Raw genomic sequence first — 16,728 nt, 5'->3', positions numbered from 1 at the left:
GGCTGGGCTCCTGATCGTTTTGACCAGCTTGGCGTAACCGGACACTACATGCGAGGCGACCTTGGTGGGACTAAACAACTAGCCCTCGGCATCCAGCAGCGCGGTCAGCGACGCCGTCTTGTCCGGGTCGGCCAGCGCCTGTGCCAGCCTGGCGATGTCTTCCGCCAGCGGTCGATCCTGTTCGAGCGGTGCCGCCAACTCACGTACCCATGTGCACAGGGAGCGGGAAGCCAGACTGAGCGATGACATGTTTTTCAGCTCGGCGCCCTGCACCAGCACCAGCGCTTCGATCGCCAACACCTGATAAAGCTGCTCCAGACTGTTACTCGCACGCCGCGCGGCAATGGTGCCCAGCGGGACAATATCCTGGTTGTCGGCGTTGGTGGGAATCGACTGAATCGAGGCGGGCATGGCCTGGCTGCGCAACTCGGCAACCAGCGCCGTGGCGCTGACCTGAGCGCCCATGAAGCCGCTGTGCAGCCCGGTATCCAGCGGCTGCATGAACGCCGGCAGCCCTTTATTCTTCGCGGGATCGGTGATCCGGGCGATGCGCCTCTCGCTGTACAGCGCCATCTGAATGAGGGCATTGTTGAGGTAATCGCTGGCAAACGCGAGCTGCTGACCGAAGAAGTTACCGCCGTGTAGGACGAGATCGTCATCGGCAAAAAGCAGTGGGTTATCGGTGACGGCTTCCAGCTCGATACGCGCCGTTTGGGCATGCTGTTCGACCACATCCCAGACTGCTCCCAGGGCCTGCGGGGCGCAACGCAAGGTATAGGCATCCTGGGGTAACGGACGATGCTGCTCGATATTGTCGGGCATATCGGGCAGCGGCTCGGGCGTGGGCTGCCAGGGAGTCAGCGCGCCACTGTCTGCCGACAGCGACCATAGCCAGTGATGCAGCTGCCGCTGGCCAGGGTGCGGACGCAGCTCACCGATGGCGGGATGAAAGGCCTCCCGATGCCCAGCCAGCAGCTCCGCATACAGCAGCACCAACAAGGTGCTGAGCTTTAACGCTCGCTGGGCTGCCGTGGCATTCAAGGCGGCGATCCCCGCCGTGGCCGAGGTGCCATTGACCAGCGCGATAGCATCTTTTCCCCGCAGCACCAGCGGCTTCCAGCCCAGCTGCTGGTGAGCCTCGCGACTGGGTATCCAGCGCCCACCGCGCAGGCTTACGCGCCCTTCTCCACTGAGTGCCCGTGCCAGGTGCGCCAGCGGCGTCAGGTCCCCGCTGGCGCCGACGGTGCCGCGCGCAGGTACTTCAGGTACTAAATCAACGTCCAGCCACGCTTGCAGCCGATCAATGAGCACGGGGTTGGCCCCGGAGTGTCCGCGCACCAGGCTGGTCAGCCGCGCCACCATCATGGCACGCACATGGCGGAGCGACAGCGGCTCGCCCACCCCGCTGCACAGGTGATACACCAGATTCTGTTGCAGCAGGGCAGACTGCTTGGGGTCGACGTTGGTCGTAGCCAGCGGCCCGTAACCGGTCGTCACGCCATAGATTCGACGGCGCTGGTCGATAGCCTCACACAGAAACGCGTGGGCCCTGGTGACCGCACGCTCCTCATCCTCCGACAGGGTAAGTGACCGACGCCCCAGGGCGATCTGTTCAATCTCTTCAAGCGAGCGACGTCCGTCGTCCATGTCAATATTTCCTGTGTTAAAGCTTGCTTTGTCGAACTACCAGTCCTTGAGCTTGCCCATCGCGTTAGTGGGTAAGGCATCCCCGTAGGTAATAGCAACGGGGCGCTCGGCGGCGGGCCACTGGCTGATGGCCTGGGCGATCTCGGGCGCGGTGTGTTGCTCGCTTTCCACCGGCACCACGAAGGCTTTCAAACGCCGCTTTGCCGATGTCGCCGTGGTGCGTACGGCGCAGTCAGCCACGCTTTCCAGTCCGCGCAGGCGCTCGGCCACATGGCCAGGGCTGACATTGACGCCGCCAATCGCCACGACGTCATCATGGCGCCCCTGGAGCGTGAAGGTGTCGTCATCCAGCCAGTGGGTGTGATCCAGCAGCGGTGTGGCGGTTCGGCCACCCAGGCGCTGAATATGGTGCGCATCAAGGCGCTGCCAATGGGCGAGCAGCTGATACGTTGACTCCGGGTGCCAGCGAGTCGCTACCCCACCGGTTTCGGTGCTGCCATAGATATCCAGCAGCTCGCTTAGCCCGCTGGCAAGTAACGCCTGCGAGGTCTCGGCAGCCAGCGGGGCGGTGGACGAGACGCCGACCACCGCGTCCGGCCAGGCGCGGCGCGAGACGGCCAGGTAGTCCCAGCGAGGCGGGACGGTGACCACCAGGTCGCCGGGCGATAGCGACGGCAGCGCGGCGGCGTCAACGCTGATGCGCGGCACACCTGCCACCCCCGGCAGCGCCACGCCGAGCATGAAACCGTAAAGATGATGCAGGGGCAGCCAGCGAACCACGCGGTTGATCGCTCCCCGCGAGGCAAGACGCTGCGCCAAGGCATGCGCCTCCGCCTCGATGGCGTCCCAGCGATGCAGGTGAGCGGAGGGCGCCCCGGTGCTGCCCGAGGTTCTGAACGTCAGCCCCGAGGTGTCGGAAACGGCATGGGCCACCAGAGCGGCCCAGTCATCGACGTGCTGGGTCATCAGCAGGCGATCTTCCACGCCCGTTTCGTGCAGACAGAAGAACTCGTTGACACAGGCGGCCAGGTGAAGCCGTTCGAGGGAATCAATCGCGGGAGGAGACTGCCAGTCCGGTGCGGGGGTGCCTCGATAGGCAGCCAGTTCCGCGCTCAGCAATGATTGCAGGACGGCTTTGCAATCGGCTTCGCTTAGCCACTGAGGCATCTTGAACATCCTTTACGACGCTAATAACGCACGGTGTGCTTATAAAAAAGCCGCCGGTGCGCAACGATACGCCGGCGGCTCTTGAGGGGAGTTATAGACGCTTGACAAAGATCCAGTAGGTATCGCCGGAAAGGGCTTTCTTCATATGCACTTTTACTTTGGTGGGCGTCATCTGGTAATCGAACACGTACTCGAACATGGTGTTCAGCTCGCCACTTTTGACCCCTTCCTTGAAGCGCCCCTGGAACTCTTTGCTTTGCGTGCAGGGGGCTACTTCGGTAAAGAAGTTCTTGCCAATAACGCTTTTCGGGTCACGGCCGGTAATGCCGCCTTCCGCTGCGTTGTACTGGACAATCTTGCCGTTGGCATCCAGCTGAATCGCCCCGAAGGCTAATTCGTCCAGTTTCTTGTCGTCCATCTTTGCCAGCGAGTTTTCAATATCATCGCCGCCAAATCGAACCGTTTCCATTGCCATTACGATCACCTCCAGATTGAGCGCGCTAGCGTGCATCAACTTGCCACGCACTGTACAAAACATATACAAATATTATATGAAGCATGTTGAAGTTAGCAGGATCTGCTATCCAGAGCAATCATCTAATACTATTTAATGATGTCGATGCGTTATTAGCGCTCATGGTGTAATGCCGCCATATGGGTCACCTGCAAGCAGAAAGGCCCTGCGGTTCGGTCGGCGATCAAGAACCCTACCTGGGTGATATCCGAAGGTTGGAGAGGTGGCGCATCGTTTAACACCGTGCCGCGCCGAACGGCGTCGAAGGCGTGCCATGGAAAGTGCAGCGTCTCGAAGCCATCCTGAGCCGGCGTAAACTTCACCCGATAGGCAGAGGCGTCGCCCAGCGACGTGCTTTTCAAGCGCAGCTGATAGGTACGCCCATCGCCCTTTACGGTCAAGGCAATGCCCTTTGCATCCGCGAGCGTGGGTTCAAACCCATTGGGCTCGCGGCGCACCGAGGCAAAGCCGCCGCCGTTCTCCAGCGACACCTCGCCATGAAACTGCCCCAAACCGTTCGACACGCTGAACGTACTGTGCGACTCGCCACCCATGACGCCGTCATCCACCGCGTACCAGCGCTGCGCTTCGCTTGCTTCCTCGAAGATCAACGTCATCCGACCACCTCGCACTGTGCATCAAGTAAGAAAAACCCCCGTTGCTAGTGCCGGGGGTTTTCACGGTAGACCAATCAGCGGCCCGCTTACAGTTTAGCGTTGGCGGTAGCCGGCGCTTCGGCTTGACCGGGCTCCAGCTCTTCGGGCGATGCCACCACCAGGGCGAACTCCTCCTCGGCGGTTTTGGCCACCAGCTTGTGTTTGCTATACAGGAAGAAGTAAGCCGCCCCGGCAATAAACAGTACGATGGTGTAATTGAAGGCACGGGGGTCAAAGGCGTACACGCCCGTCAGCGCAACCAATGACAGCACCAGCGCGATACCCGAGGTCACCACACCGCCGGGGGTTTTATACGGACGCGGCAGGTCGGGCTGCTGGACGCGCAGCATGATATGGCTCAGCGCCATCAGCGCGTAGGAGATCGTGGCACCGACCACGGCCATGCCCAGGATCAGGTCGCCCTCGCCGCTGAGCGACACCAGAAAGCCGAATACTCCCGGCACGATCAGCGCCATGTGGGGCACTTTGCGACCGCTGGTCAAGGAGAGCGGCTTGGGGAGATACCCCGCCCGGGAAAGCGCAAACACCAGACGGCTGTAGCCGTAGATGATCGAAAAGAAGGAGGCAATCAACCCGGCCAGGCCCAGGACATTCACCAGGGTCGCCAGTGCCGGGCTGCCCGCGGCATTCAACGCATCCACCAGCGGTACGCCGCTCTGGCCGATCATCTCGGCACCCGCCGCGCCGGCCAGCAAGAGTACCACCAGCAGCGCGGTGAACAGCAGAAACAGCATCGCGCCGATAATGCCTTTGGGCATGTCGCGTGCCGGATCCTTGGCTTCTTCGGCGGCCAGCGGCACACCTTCCACCGCCAGGAACAGCCACATGCCGAACGGCAGCGCCGCCCAGATGCCATACCAGCCAAACGGCATGAAGGTGCTCGCGCCCGCTGCGTCGGTGGGCGCGATATCGAACAGGTTGGCGGCGTCAAAATCCCCGATCAGCGCCACTGCCGTGGCGAGAATGGCAAACACTGCCAGGCCGCTGATGACCATCATGACCTTGAGCGCTTCGCCTACACCGGCCAGGTGAATACCGATAAACACCGCGTAGAACAGTAGATAGACGAGCGGCCCGTTGATCCCGAGCAGCGCCTCCACCGCCGAGCCGATGAAAATCACGATCGCCGCCGGCGCCAGGGCGTATTCGATCAATACCGCAAGACCGGTCAAATAGCCGCCGGCGGGGCCCATGGCCTGGCGGGCAAAGCTGTAGCCGCCCCCTGCCGCTGGGATGGCTGCGGACATTTCAGCCAGCGACAGCACCAGCGCCAGATACATCAGCGCCATCAGGCAGGCGGCAATCGCAAAGCCGCCCCAGCCCGCTTCGGCAATACCAAAGTTCCAGCCGGCGAAGTCGCCGGAAATCACGTAGGAAACCCCAAGCCCTGCCAGCAGCATCCAGCCGGCGGTGCCTCTTTGCAGTTGGCGCTTGGCCAGATATGCCTGATCGACAAATGGTTGTGTCATCGTTATGCCCTTTTCAGTGTGGAACGTCATCGTCGTAAGCGGCGTGCTGTGGTGACGAAGCGGGTTCCGTATTGTTGTGTGATCGTTGTTATAGGGTATCGCTTGCGGGAGGACGCTAATCCGCCACCAGAAAGTTACGCGTTGAGCCGGATGCCGAATCACCTTCCAGCACGTCGTCCTCGCTGCGATCCTTGAGTTGCACGCCCGAGAGCTTGCGCTGGCGGGCGTCTTTCAGCAGCAGGCAAAAGCGCCTCGCGGCCTCCTCAACCGCCAGACCCGCCGGGCGCACGTTGGAAATACAGTTGCGCCGGTCGTCCCTGAGGCCTGGTTCCGGCGCCCAGGTCATGTACAGCCCGAGGCTGTCCGGCGAGCTGAGCCCCGGCCGCTCGCCGATCATCACCAGCACGGCGTCGGCGTTGAGCAGTGCGCCTATCTCATCGCCGATCGCTACCCGCCCCTGTTCAACGATGGTCAGCGGGGCTAGCCGCCAGTCGCTTGCGTCGTCGCCGAGCGCCTGATGGAGCGCGTCGAGAAACGGCGCGCTGTTCTGCTGCACCGCCAGGGCGGACAGCCCGTCGACAATCACCACGGCCAGGTCATGGCGCTGCTGGGATACGGCGGCCTGCTGGAGATGCTCGCGACTTTCATCGTCGAGACGCCGACCGTAGTCGGGCCGCTGAAGATAGGTGGCGCGGTTGTGAGCCTGGCTGTGCAGGCCAATCGGTGCGCGGGCCAAGACCAGCGTGTCGCTCAGCTCGGCGCCAAGCGCTTCAACATCCAACGGACAGTGAACGGCGTCCTGGGCCTGGGCGTGAGCTAGCTGAAAGGCCAGCAGCTTGCTGGTCGGCAGGCTGATGCCCGCACGCCCCAGGCCAATCCGCGCGTCGGTGAAGGCGTTAAGCCGCTCCCAGGGGTTGTCGACGACGATAGGCGACGAGGGTTTATCGGTCATGTCGCGGCTCCTCGGGCAGGTGACGCAGGCTATTGGCAAAGGCGGCGGGCAGCTGGTCGTTAAGCCGGTGGGTGCTGACATCCTGGAAAATCTGCATGTCTTCCAGCCAGCGCTCGAACTCCGGCGCTGCCTTGAGCCCCAGCACCCGCCGTGCATAGAGCGCGTCATGAAAGGACGTGGTCTGGTAATTGAGCATGATGTCGTCTGAGCCGGGGATGCCCATAATGAAGTTGCAGCCCGCCACGCCGAGCAGCGTCAGCAGGTTATCCATATCGTTCTGGTCGGCATCGGCGTGGTTGGTGTAGCAAACATCGCAGCCCATGGGCACGCCCAGCAGCTTGCCGCAGAAGTGGTCTTCAAGGCCTGCACGGGTGATCTCCTTGCCGTCGAACAGGTACTCCGGGCCGATAAACCCCACCACGGTATTGACCAGCAGCGGATTGAACTTGCGCGCCACTGCGTAGGCGCGTGCCTCGCAGGTTTGCTGGTCGAGCCCGTGGTGGGCGTCGGCGGACAGCGAGCTCCCCTGACCGGTTTCGAAATACATCACGTTGCGCCCCACCGTGCCACGGTTGAGCGACTGCGCCGCCGCGTCGGCTTCAGCCAGGGTGCTCAAGTCGAAGCCGAAGCTGCGGTTGGTGGCTTCGGTGCCACCGATCGATTGAAACACCAGATCGACCGGGGCGCCCTGCTCGATCGCTTCCAGCGTGTTCGTCACGTGGGTCAGTACGCAGGACTGGGTGGGGATCTGATACTTCTGAATCACCTCGTCCATCAGGCGCATGAGCTTGACGCTCTGGGCGACGTTATCAGTGGCCGGATTGATGCCAATCACCGCGTCACCGCTGCCGTACAGCAGCCCGTCGAGAATGCTGGCGGCAATGCCGGTAACGTCATCGGTAGGATGGTTGGGCTGCAGCCGTGTGGAGAGCCGCCCCGGCAGACCGATGGTGTTACGAAACGCCGTGGTGACTTGGCACTTCTTGGCCACCAGGATCAGATCCTGGTTGCGCATCAGCTTGCTGACGGCAGCGGCCATTTCGGGGGTAATCCCCGCTTTTACGTCTGCTAACACCTCACTGGTAGCGTGGTCGGAGAGCAACCAGTTGCGAAAGTCGCCGACGGTGAGGTGGCGGAGGGGCTCAAAGGCCTTTGCATCGTGGTCGTCGATGATCAGCCGCGTGATTTCGTCCGCTTCGTAGGGAACCAACGCCTCGTTCAAAAAGGTGGTCAGCGGGAGTTCCGCCAGCACCATCTGAGCGACCACCCGCTCTTCAGCACTTTCCGCCATCACCCCCGCCAGGCGGTCACCGGCACGGGCCGGGGTGGCTTTGGCCATCAGTTCGGCCAGACTCGCGAAGCGGTAGCTGCGGCTCCCCACCGTGGTGTGATAGGTTTTTGCCATGGTGATTTCCTTTTTGTTATGGCGGCTTTTACACCGCGCCAACGGCGCATCAAGGTATAAAACCTGCTTGTTTTTACGATAGCGCTATTGCTGGAGAGGGAGTATCGAATTTCGGCAAACCGCCAACCTCTTCAGAAAAACCAACAAAGACATGAAGTTGAGAAATAACAAGGGCGGAAAGAGCCTACCCATGGCTCTGGGAGAGGGGGTCATGAACGAACCGGAAAGCGCACATGCACCAAAAAAATGCATCCAGGAAGCGTTTGACGCCGACGAACATGCCAATAACCTGACGCGCTGGCAGCAGGAGTACGACCAGCTCAGCGCCGGCCGTTTTTACGGCCGACTGGATGAAGTCGCGCTGGCAACAATGCAGGTATTCAAGGAGCACACCGGCCAGGCGCTGCGCCAGGATTGCCGGGTATGGCCCAATGCCCTCTGGCTCGGCATACCGCCGGTATGTGCAGGGTCACGCATCAACGGCCAGGCGCTGGGTGGCGATGAGGTGATGTGCCGACCGGGAGGCCACGACTTTGAGCTGATCACCCCGGCAGCGTTCGATATCTACGGTCTGGTGGTTCACCTGCCCACTTTGAGCGCCGCGGCGGCCCGGCAAGGTATCGTGCTGGATGAATGCTGGCAGCAGACCCCGCGCCGTCATGTCGGCCAAGACACCCTGAGCGCCATGACATTTCTGCTTGAAAGACTCCTGATGCGCCAGCCGGGGGCGATTGCCGAGCAGCTCCATCAGGATATTTTACTGATGGCCCTGCTGGAACTGTTGCAGGCCGAGCGGCCCAGCCGCGAACCACCGCCCAGCTACGCCCACCGCAAGGAGGTGGTCGACCGGGTCAAGCGCCATGTGGATGAACACCTGAAGGGGCCGGTGACAATGGATGCGCTTTGCCAGCTCACTCACGTGAGTCGGCGTACGCTGCAGTACAGCTTTACCAGCATTCTCGGCATCAGTCCGCTGCAGTACCTGCGGCTGACACGGCTCAACCGCGTGCGTCGTGCACTGCGCGCCGCGTCGCCCAGTCAGTCGGTTACCGAGATTGCCACCTACTGGGGGTTTTGGCATCTCGGTCAGTTCGCCCGCGACTACAAACAGCAGTTCGGCGAATGCCCGTCGCACACGTTGAACGCCAAGACTCCCTAGCCAAGCCAGCGCTCGGCAAAGTCGTCGGCGGCCAACGGCCGGTCAAAGTAGTAGCCCTGCGCCTGGCGACAGCCCATGGCCACCAGCGCGTCTGCCTGGGCGGCCTGCTCGATGCCTTCCGCAATCGTCTCGAGCCCCAGGGTGTTGGCCATGGCAATGATGGTCGCCACAATCACGCGGTCATTATCGCTGGTGAGCATGTCGCGGACGAACGAGATATCGATCTTGATCTTGTCGGCGGCGAAACGCTTCAGGTACGCCAGTGACGAATAGCCGGTGCCGAAATCATCGATGGCCAGCCCCAGCCCATGCCCTTTAAGCGTTTCGGTCATGGCAATGGCTTTTTCGGGGTTCACCATGATGCCACTTTCGGTAATTTCCAGGCTGAGCGTGGATGCCGCCACCTGATACCGCTGGCAGCAGGCCAGCAGCTTGCTTTCCAAGTCGTCATCCTCGAACTGGTCTGCGGCAATGTTGATCGCCAACTGCCCCGGAAGCCGCATGCCCTGCTGCTGCCACTGGGCCAGCTGTCGACAGGCTTCTTCGATCACCCAGTTGCCCAGCGCCACCATCATGCCGCGCTCTTCGGCGATGGGGATAAACTTGCCTGGAGAAACGCGGCCCAGCTCGTCATCCTGCCAGCGGCATAGCGCCTCGGCGCCGATCAACTCGCCGGTGTGCAGATCTACCTGGGGTTGAAAGTGCAGCCGCAGCTGACGGTCGGCAATGGCGAGTGCCAGCCGCTTGGCAATATGCAGCTTCTCGGAGACGACCTGGCCCATCCAGGGCTCGAAGTTGCGCACCGCAAGTTTCTGGCGTTTGGCCTGGTACATGGCGATATCGGCAAATTTGAGCAGCTCCAGGGCCGAGGTCGCATGGTGCGGGTACAGCGTGACGCCGACACTGACGGAAAGCTCGAACGACTGCTGGTCAACGGGAACCGGCTGGTCAATGCTGGCGCACAGCCGCTGGGCCGTGGCCATGGCAACCTCGGCGTCGGCGCCGTGGCAGATTACCACGAACTCGTCGCCGCCCAGGCGCGCCAGGTAATCGCCGGGCGCCAGGCAGGCGGCAAACCGCTCGGCCACCATCTTCAAGACCATGTCGCCCGTGTCATGCCCGGCCGTGTCGTTGATCTCCTTGAAATGATTAAGATCCAGCAGCAGCAGGGCTAAAGGAGACGCGAAGGCTGGCGACAGCTGATTGGACAGGTGGCGCATGAAATCCATGCGATTGGGTAGCTGGGTGCCGATGTCCCGGTAGGCTAGCTGGCGTATCTTGGCCTCGTCCCGCTGACGCTCGAGCTCTGAAGCGGCCCGCGCGGCAAAGATCTGCAGCACGCTACGCACCAGCTCCACCTCGGTCAGCGGGGCCTTAAACATCACCCCGACAATGCCCATGGGCTTGCCACAGCTGTCGTTCAGCCGTCGCCCGACATAGGCGCTCACCCAGTCCAGCGCGCCCTTGCTTTCCCCCGGCAGCATGACAGCGGCGCCCTCGGTGACGATGCACTCCTGCTCCAACAGCACCGTCCGGCACGGCACACCGGGAAGGTAGTAGGCAAAATTATCTTCCCGCTGCCCGTTGATATAGAGCGTCAGCGTATTGGCGAAGTCCACATCGTGCTTGTCGATCAGCGAGATGAACCCTACCTCGGCGGAGAGTGCCTCCGCCATGTGGGCGGTCAACTGATGCAGAAAGGCGTCACCCTGCTCGGCGGACACGGCCTTGGCGACATGCGCCACCGCTTGCTGGATACGCTGTTCGGTTTGTGCTCGACGGCGGCTTTCGATACCCAGCGATACTTCGTCGGCCAGATCCTTCAGCAGCGGCAGTTCCTCTTCGCCAAGCGCGCCACCCTGCTGCTGGTAAAGCGTCAGTACCCCGTAGTGCTTGTCGGCGCACTGCAACGGCAGGGCAACCACCTGCTCCACGCCCAACGCCATCAATGCCTGGCAGACCTCGTATGGCAGGTGTTCATCCATCAGCTGTTCGATGACGACGGGCTGTTGACGGTGTAACGCGCGTTCGGTGATCTCGGCGCTGTAGCGGGTAATGAACAGCTGCATGGGGCTCAGCCAGGCGGGCACCTCACCGTCGGCATCCGCCATGGCCATCACCTTCAACGCCTCATGGGGACTGACCCCGGGCGCCGACTGGCTGATCCAGGCGGCGGTATAGCCGCCCACGCCAACGGCCAGACAGCACGCCGCCTGCAGCAGCTGTTGCTCGCTGCCGGTCTGCATCAGCAGGTCCTGGCTGCGACTCATCAGCCTCAGCGCACGGTTCTTGCCGCTCAGCCGCGAATGCACGCTTGACTGGGTGACCCGGCGGGCAAGCTCGGCGCCGCTCAATGCCGCCGTGATGCGTAGGACGTCATCGGTGAAGCCGGGCAACGCAAGCGGCGCGCCATGCATGATGGCCAGCACGCCCAAACAGTCTCCATCCACCGTATGCATCGCCACCCCTTGATACCCCTCGACCGATAGCGCCTCAAGCCGAGCATCTCCCGAGAAGCAATCGGCCGCACCGGACGGGGTGCACCAGTTGGAGCGTGCGATGACCTGCTCGCAGGGCGTGCCTGCTACCCGGTAGGGTGCCATCTCGCCAGGTTTGCCATGGCGCCAGCAGGCCACGGGCGTGGCGACCCCCGAATCAGGATCGACATGCGCCAAGAAAACGTGGTCGACGCCAAGGATGTCCGACAACGCCTTGGCGAGGTGGTAAAAGAAACCTTTTTCACTGACAGAGGTCAAGCTATCCGCCAGCTGTCTAAATACCGCTGGTGCCTTAGTAGAAGACATGATATTAACGCCCCTGGACGTCGTCAGGTACGCCACGCCCGCTAGCCGCAGGTCTTTGCCAAGGCCGTATAAAGTCGCTGAGTGCCATCCCTGAACCCTACGCTCGTCATTGAGTGAATAGCTGCATGTTTCACGCTTTAAAAACCCGACTGGTCATGCCGTATCGCGTAACCTGCGACCGTCGCTTATCTACACCTGCCTTAAAACCGGCTTTACAACGTATTTTTGTTATAAGCAACGCTAACCTGAAAAACTCAAGTTAGCGTTACTTTTATCAATATTAACCGCTCCTAAACAAACGATATTATTGTTACTTAAATGATCAAAAAAATTAACTTAACAGCGTGTCATCCAACGCTATATAACGCCGCAAAAAAAACCATTCAACATGTTGAATATCAACTTATCAGGTTGATATTCAACCCAAACAGTCCTTCATGTCAATAGGTTGATCCTCAACCATTTAGGTCTATATGGAGGACACTGTGAATAAAACTGAACAGAAACGGCTAGCTAGCAACATCGGAAGAGCGATTGCCAAACAGCGAATTCGCAGTCACCTGACCCAGGAAGAAGTGGCCGAACGCCTTGGCATTGGCAATGAGGCCGTCTCGCGGATCGAGCGCGGAAGAGTGATTCCCAACATAGTGAGGCTTTTACAACTGGCCGACATATTTAACTGTGAAGCCGCCGTACTATTGGGTGAGGCCAGCGTTCACCTGGACGACCAGACGAGTCGGGTCAAGCACCTATTAGCACCTCTGGATACCAGTGATCGTCAATTATTACTTGATATCATCGAGCGCTTGAGTAGCCGATTAAACAAACCGGATGACACTTTCATTAAATAACGCAAGGTAATTTAAATTAAACCTTACTCACGCCCGACGCCTGATTGTCATGTCTTGACGTATTTGCACTTGCTTGACCTGCGTCCACTCCAGATACGGGGCACCCCCACCCATGCGCCCCTATGGTGGCATGGGCACATTCGTGCTATAGCTTACTGACTGACGCCGCGCGCTACCGGGGCTTTTGGATATGTTCAACACGACCGCATGGAACCGCCTACGCTACACCGCCTATGCGCCCATCTACGACGCCATTGCGAACCGCGCTTTTCGCAGGCCCCGGCGGGTGGCATTGGGCCAGGTGGACTGGGAGCCTGGCATGCGGGTATTGCTGGTGGGCGCTGGCACCGGGCTTGACCTTCCGTTCATTCCCCACGAGCTGGAGATTCACTTAACCGACCTGACCCCCGCCATGGTCAAACGCGCCGCCGAGCGTGCCCGTCGCCATCAGCGCGATGTTACCTGCCAGACAATGGATGCCGAGGCACTGGCCTATCCAGAAGCTCACTTCGATGTCGTGGTCATGCACCTGATACTCGCCGTCATGCCCGACCCTCGACAAGGGCTGGCCGAGGCCTACCGGGTACTCAAACCCGGCGGTCAGCTGTGCGTGCTGGATAAATTTCAGCCCGACGCACAGCCCGCTGGCGTGGCCCGACGAATGTTGAACGGCATCACCTCACTGGTGGCAACGGATATCACCCGTCAGGCACACCCGCTGCTGAGTCAGGCCGGCTTTATCATTCGCCACGACGAACCCGTCATGATGAACGGTTTGTTTCGTGCCTTGCTGGCCGCCAAACCGGCTTAGTCCGCAGCCGTGACGCCTTGTCACGTCGCCTGGCGAAGGCTGGCCCGCTCGCTTAAACTAAGCGCCTTTTATCGATCAGGTCTGCCATGCCTCGCCCCCTGCCGCTCACTTCCCCGCTGATGCAGCTGGTCAGCCGCCTGCATTTCTATATCGGCTTATTGGTGGGGCCGTTCATTCTGGTCGCTGCGCTGTCGGGCCTCGCCTACGTCGCGAGCCCGGCGCTGGAAGCCTGGGTCTATCGGGACATGCTGCAAGGCAGTGAACACGGCGACACTCAGCCCCTCAGCGCCCAAATCGCCGCCGCCCAGCAGTATCTGGGAACCACTGCGACACCCGGCGCGGTGCGCCCGGCACCCGCCCCTGGCAATACCACCCGGGTCATGTTCAGCGCTCCCTGGCTCGGCCCTTCGCAGCATGACGCCGTGTTTGTCGACCCTGTCACACTCGGTGTGACCGGCCAGACAACGGTTTACGGCACCAGCGGCGTGCTGCCGCTGCGCACCCAGCTCGACCTGCTGCATCGCCAGCTATTGCTCGGCAACGTCGGTCGGCTATATAGCGAGCTGGCCGCTTCGTGGCTATGGGTGATGGCACTGGGCGGCATGGCGCTGTGGCTGACCCGCCGCCGGGCCTTGCGACAGACGCGCGGCCCCCGACGGCTCGCCCATCATCATGCCCTGCTAGGCAGCGTACTGGCGATAGGCCTCTTGTTGTTTTCCGCGACGGGGCTGACCTGGTCGCAGTGGGCGGGCAGCCATATCGCCGAACTGCGCCATGCCTGGGGGTGGGGTACGCCCGCCGTGACCACAGACTTGAATGCCTCCAATGATACGCATCACGGCGGGCACGCCGACCACCAGGCAGCAAGCACACCATCTAACATGCCGACGTTGCCGCTTGCCGACTATGACCGCGCCCTGCAGAGCGCTCGCCATGCAGGCCTGGAGGCTGGACGCCTGCAGCTTACCCCGCCCAGTGCACCGCAACAGGCCTGGCGGGTGGCGGAAATAGACCGCCGCTGGCCCACCCAGGTAGACCAGGTGGCGCTGCACCCGCACAGCATGGCGGTCGTCGACCAAACCGATTTCGCCACCTTCCCCCTCGCCGCCAAACTGACCCGCTGGGGGATCGACCTGCACATGGGGGTGCTGTTCGGCGTCGTCAACCAGCTCGTGCTTGGCTTGATCGCCTCGGGCATTAGCGTGCTGATCGTCTGGGGATATACACTGTGGTGGCGGCGTATACGATCGACCACTGCGCAATACTTTCCCCTGCTTGCCGAGCCCTGGCGCCTGTTGCCGCTGCCGGCCAAGTGTGGACTGGCGGTCATCGCGGTCGCCTTGGGCGTTGCCCTGCCCGTGCTGGGCGTGAGCCTTGCAGCGCTGGTCGTGGTCGACGCGCTGCGCTGGTGTGTTAAGCAGCGCCGCACGGCTCGCCATCTGGATACCCATCCGACGATACATTGAGGTCACTGATGCCCAAAGCTCCCGTGAAACGCTTTCGCCGTTTACCCGACGATGAACAGTCCCGCGTGATTGAGATGGCCTGGGAAGACCGTACCCCCTTCGAGGCCATTGAAACCCTGTTCGGGCTGGCCGAACCGGATGTGATCGAGATCATGCGTCATCAGCTCAAACCCGCCTCGTTTCGGCTCTGGCGCAGGCGCGTCACCGGCCGCACCACCAAGCACCGCGCCTTGCGCTCACCGGACGTGCAGCGCGGCTATTGCCCCACGCAGTACAAGCGATGAAATTTATTAAATTTCAGGTACTTATCTTTAGCAACACACCTCCATGCCTGCAACTGTCTTAAAAACAGTTGTTCGACGTCGGCATAGTCATTCAAAGACCGTTTCGTGGGCAATTGATTGGGGCAGCCACCAATCCACCGCTGCGCTATTGCTTGATCATAGCGGCTCACCTCGTCAAACGATTGTACTTGCGCAACACGGTGTTCCAGCATCAGCAAGGCAGCTCATGGTGCAACCATCTACCGCGTTCTCGGGCTCTCCCTAACCTCATGAATCAAAGCAATGCCGGGCTTGGGGCGATAACTGTAGGAAACAGATGTTGACACAACCCTTGTCTTCAACGCTTCACGAGGTTATTACTAAATTAATACCAATAATGACCTTTTTTAACATGATTATTTGCTATGGCCTTTACCTCCTTTTCAACCGATCACTTTGCCCCCCATGAACGCCTGGAAGCTGCCCAAGATATCTACAGCGCCATTGCACAGGTGCAGCTTGTTGCACCAAAAAAGCAAACGCCGCATGTGGAAACGCGTATCAAGCTACTGCCTGGCATATCGATTGCCAATGTGACGGCTTCCTCGTTACATGCGGCGCGCAAATCGCCTCAAGTAGTCGATGGGAACGACGACATTACCTTCCTGATCCATCCCGGAGGTCAGGGCGGCTGGCTTTCGCATTTACAAGCCCACGATACGCTGGCCTGCACCCCAGGCAGCGCGCGTATTGTGTTTAACCATCAATCAGGCAGCGTTGACTTTCACGGTGAGCGAGTTAACTTTCTCAGCGTTGCGTTTTCGCGTGCGCAGTTGGCGCCGCTCATACAGAACCTGGAGCGCATACCTAAAGCGCTGCTGCCGCCCGTTGAGCCACTGCAGCACCTAACCCGCATCGCTCTGGCACTCACTGAACACCCCAATACCTTTGAGACAACCTCAACGGAAAAGCTTAGGGGCCAGATGTTCGACCTTGCCTGCCTTGCGCTGGGTGCTACCCCTGAAGCGGGCTTTCACTCCCGTCGAGGGGGCCTGCGTAAGGCTCGTTTAAGGGGCATCAAAGCTGACATCAAGCTGCTGGCGAGAACCCCTGTATGCTTGGAGGATCTAGCGGTTCGCCACGGTGTATCGCCAAGCTACATCCGGGCACTGTTTAACAATGAAGGCACGTCGTTTACCGACTATTTGCTTGAGCAGCGGCTGCAAATCGCTTTTGACGCGCTAACCAATGGCCAAGGGCCGAAAAGGCCCGTTAGCGATATTGCCTTTCGCACTGGATTCAACAATCTCTCCTGGTTTTATCGCGCCTTCAAACACCGTTTTGGCATTCCGCCAGGGGAAGTGCGAGAAGTCGCCACCCAATCGCGTCGTTAACACCATGAAAAAACACGGCATCAATCCCTGGTGAAAGCGATTACAAGCTAGAAGACAAAGGCGGGCGTGAGCGCTAATTGCTTTGGTGCGTTACGTTTTTCACGTAGCGCTGGCCAGGAAAAACATGACGTTGCTTTTGTATCAGAAAA

General features: G+C 60.6%; 14 protein-coding genes. 6 read left to right on the top strand and 8 right to left on the bottom strand.

Annotation, left to right across the window (positions count from 1 at the left end):
* Window positions 1–78: 78 nt before the first annotated feature.
* The 7 genes from QC815_RS11020 to QC815_RS10990 all read right to left on the bottom strand — a co-directional run bounded on the left by QC815_RS11020 (window position 79) and on the right by QC815_RS10990 (window position 7,831).
* Entirely contained in the window at window positions 79–1,647 is a 1,569-nt protein-coding gene (locus tag QC815_RS11020; protein ID WP_230447133.1) for an HAL/PAL/TAL family ammonia-lyase, read from the bottom strand.
* Between the two features lie 36 nt (window positions 1,648–1,683).
* On the bottom strand, window positions 1,684–2,814 hold the full coding sequence (locus tag QC815_RS11015; protein WP_310539733.1) for an AMP-binding protein: 1,131 nt from the start codon (window positions 2,812–2,814) through the stop codon (window positions 1,684–1,686).
* Window positions 2,815–2,905: 91 nt separating this feature from the next.
* Complete coding sequence (pyp, locus tag QC815_RS11010) at window positions 2,906–3,325, bottom strand: photoactive yellow protein (RefSeq protein ID WP_230447135.1); 420 nt, start codon at window positions 3,323–3,325, stop codon at window positions 2,906–2,908.
* Window positions 3,326–3,441: 116 nt separating this feature from the next.
* A complete protein-coding gene (locus QC815_RS11005) occupies window positions 3,442–3,945 on the bottom strand; it encodes a CIA30 family protein (RefSeq protein WP_230447136.1) in 504 nt (167 codons plus the stop codon).
* A gap of 86 nt (window positions 3,946–4,031) precedes the next feature.
* A complete protein-coding gene (gene eat / locus QC815_RS11000; RefSeq protein ID WP_310539730.1) occupies window positions 4,032–5,474 on the bottom strand; it encodes an ethanolamine permease in 1,443 nt (480 codons plus the stop codon).
* A gap of 115 nt (window positions 5,475–5,589) precedes the next feature.
* Entirely contained in the window at window positions 5,590–6,426 is an 837-nt protein-coding gene (gene eutC, locus QC815_RS10995; protein ID WP_230447138.1) for an ethanolamine ammonia-lyase subunit EutC, read from the bottom strand.
* Window positions 6,416–7,831: an ethanolamine ammonia-lyase subunit EutB gene (locus QC815_RS10990; RefSeq protein WP_230447139.1), complete on the bottom strand. Its 1,416-nt coding sequence runs from the start codon at window positions 7,829–7,831 to the stop codon at window positions 6,416–6,418. The genes eutC and QC815_RS10990 overlap by 11 nt, the downstream gene beginning before the upstream one ends.
* Before the next feature lie 211 nt (window positions 7,832–8,042).
* Here QC815_RS10990 and QC815_RS10985 point away from each other — a divergent pair, with 211 nt between their 5' ends.
* Window positions 8,043–8,990 carry a helix-turn-helix domain-containing protein gene (locus QC815_RS10985; RefSeq protein WP_310539728.1) on the top strand — a complete coding sequence of 316 codons (948 nt, stop codon included), beginning with the start codon at window positions 8,043–8,045 and terminating at the stop codon, window positions 8,988–8,990.
* Here QC815_RS10985 and QC815_RS10980 read toward each other — a convergent pair.
* Window positions 8,987–11,794, bottom strand: coding sequence for a putative bifunctional diguanylate cyclase/phosphodiesterase (locus QC815_RS10980; protein WP_310539727.1), 2,808 nt, complete (start codon window positions 11,792–11,794; stop codon window positions 8,987–8,989). The genes QC815_RS10985 and QC815_RS10980 overlap by 4 nt on opposite strands.
* A 485-nt stretch (window positions 11,795–12,279) precedes the next feature.
* Here QC815_RS10980 and QC815_RS10975 point away from each other — a divergent pair, with 485 nt between their 5' ends.
* From QC815_RS10975 to QC815_RS10955, 5 genes are all read left to right on the top strand, one after another.
* Window positions 12,280–12,645 carry a helix-turn-helix domain-containing protein gene (locus QC815_RS10975; protein ID WP_310539725.1) on the top strand — a complete coding sequence of 122 codons (366 nt, stop codon included), beginning with the start codon at window positions 12,280–12,282 and terminating at the stop codon, window positions 12,643–12,645.
* Window positions 12,646–12,835: 190 nt separating this feature from the next.
* The gene (locus QC815_RS10970) at window positions 12,836–13,456 is read left to right on the top strand and encodes a class I SAM-dependent methyltransferase (protein ID WP_230447142.1); all 621 of its coding nucleotides are present in this window, start codon (window positions 12,836–12,838) and stop codon (window positions 13,454–13,456) included.
* An 86-nt stretch (window positions 13,457–13,542) separates the two neighbouring features.
* Window positions 13,543–14,922, top strand: a complete 1,380-nt coding sequence (locus QC815_RS10965) for a PepSY-associated TM helix domain-containing protein (RefSeq protein WP_310539723.1) — start codon at window positions 13,543–13,545, stop codon at window positions 14,920–14,922.
* 8 nt (window positions 14,923–14,930) lie between these two features.
* On the top strand, window positions 14,931–15,206 hold the full coding sequence (locus QC815_RS10960) for a TIGR03643 family protein (protein WP_230447144.1): 276 nt from the start codon (window positions 14,931–14,933) through the stop codon (window positions 15,204–15,206).
* 404 nt (window positions 15,207–15,610) lie between these two features.
* On the top strand, window positions 15,611–16,579 hold the full coding sequence (locus tag QC815_RS10955; protein ID WP_230447145.1) for an AraC family transcriptional regulator: 969 nt from the start codon (window positions 15,611–15,613) through the stop codon (window positions 16,577–16,579).
* The last annotated feature ends 149 nt before the right edge of the window (window positions 16,580–16,728 follow it).

Origin of the sequence: Vreelandella gomseomensis, assembly GCF_031451645.1 — a bacterium.
GTDB lineage: Bacteria > Pseudomonadota > Gammaproteobacteria > Pseudomonadales > Halomonadaceae > Vreelandella > Vreelandella gomseomensis.
Note: the sequence above shows the minus strand (reverse complement) of the source record. Positions and strands in the feature narration are given on the sequence as shown.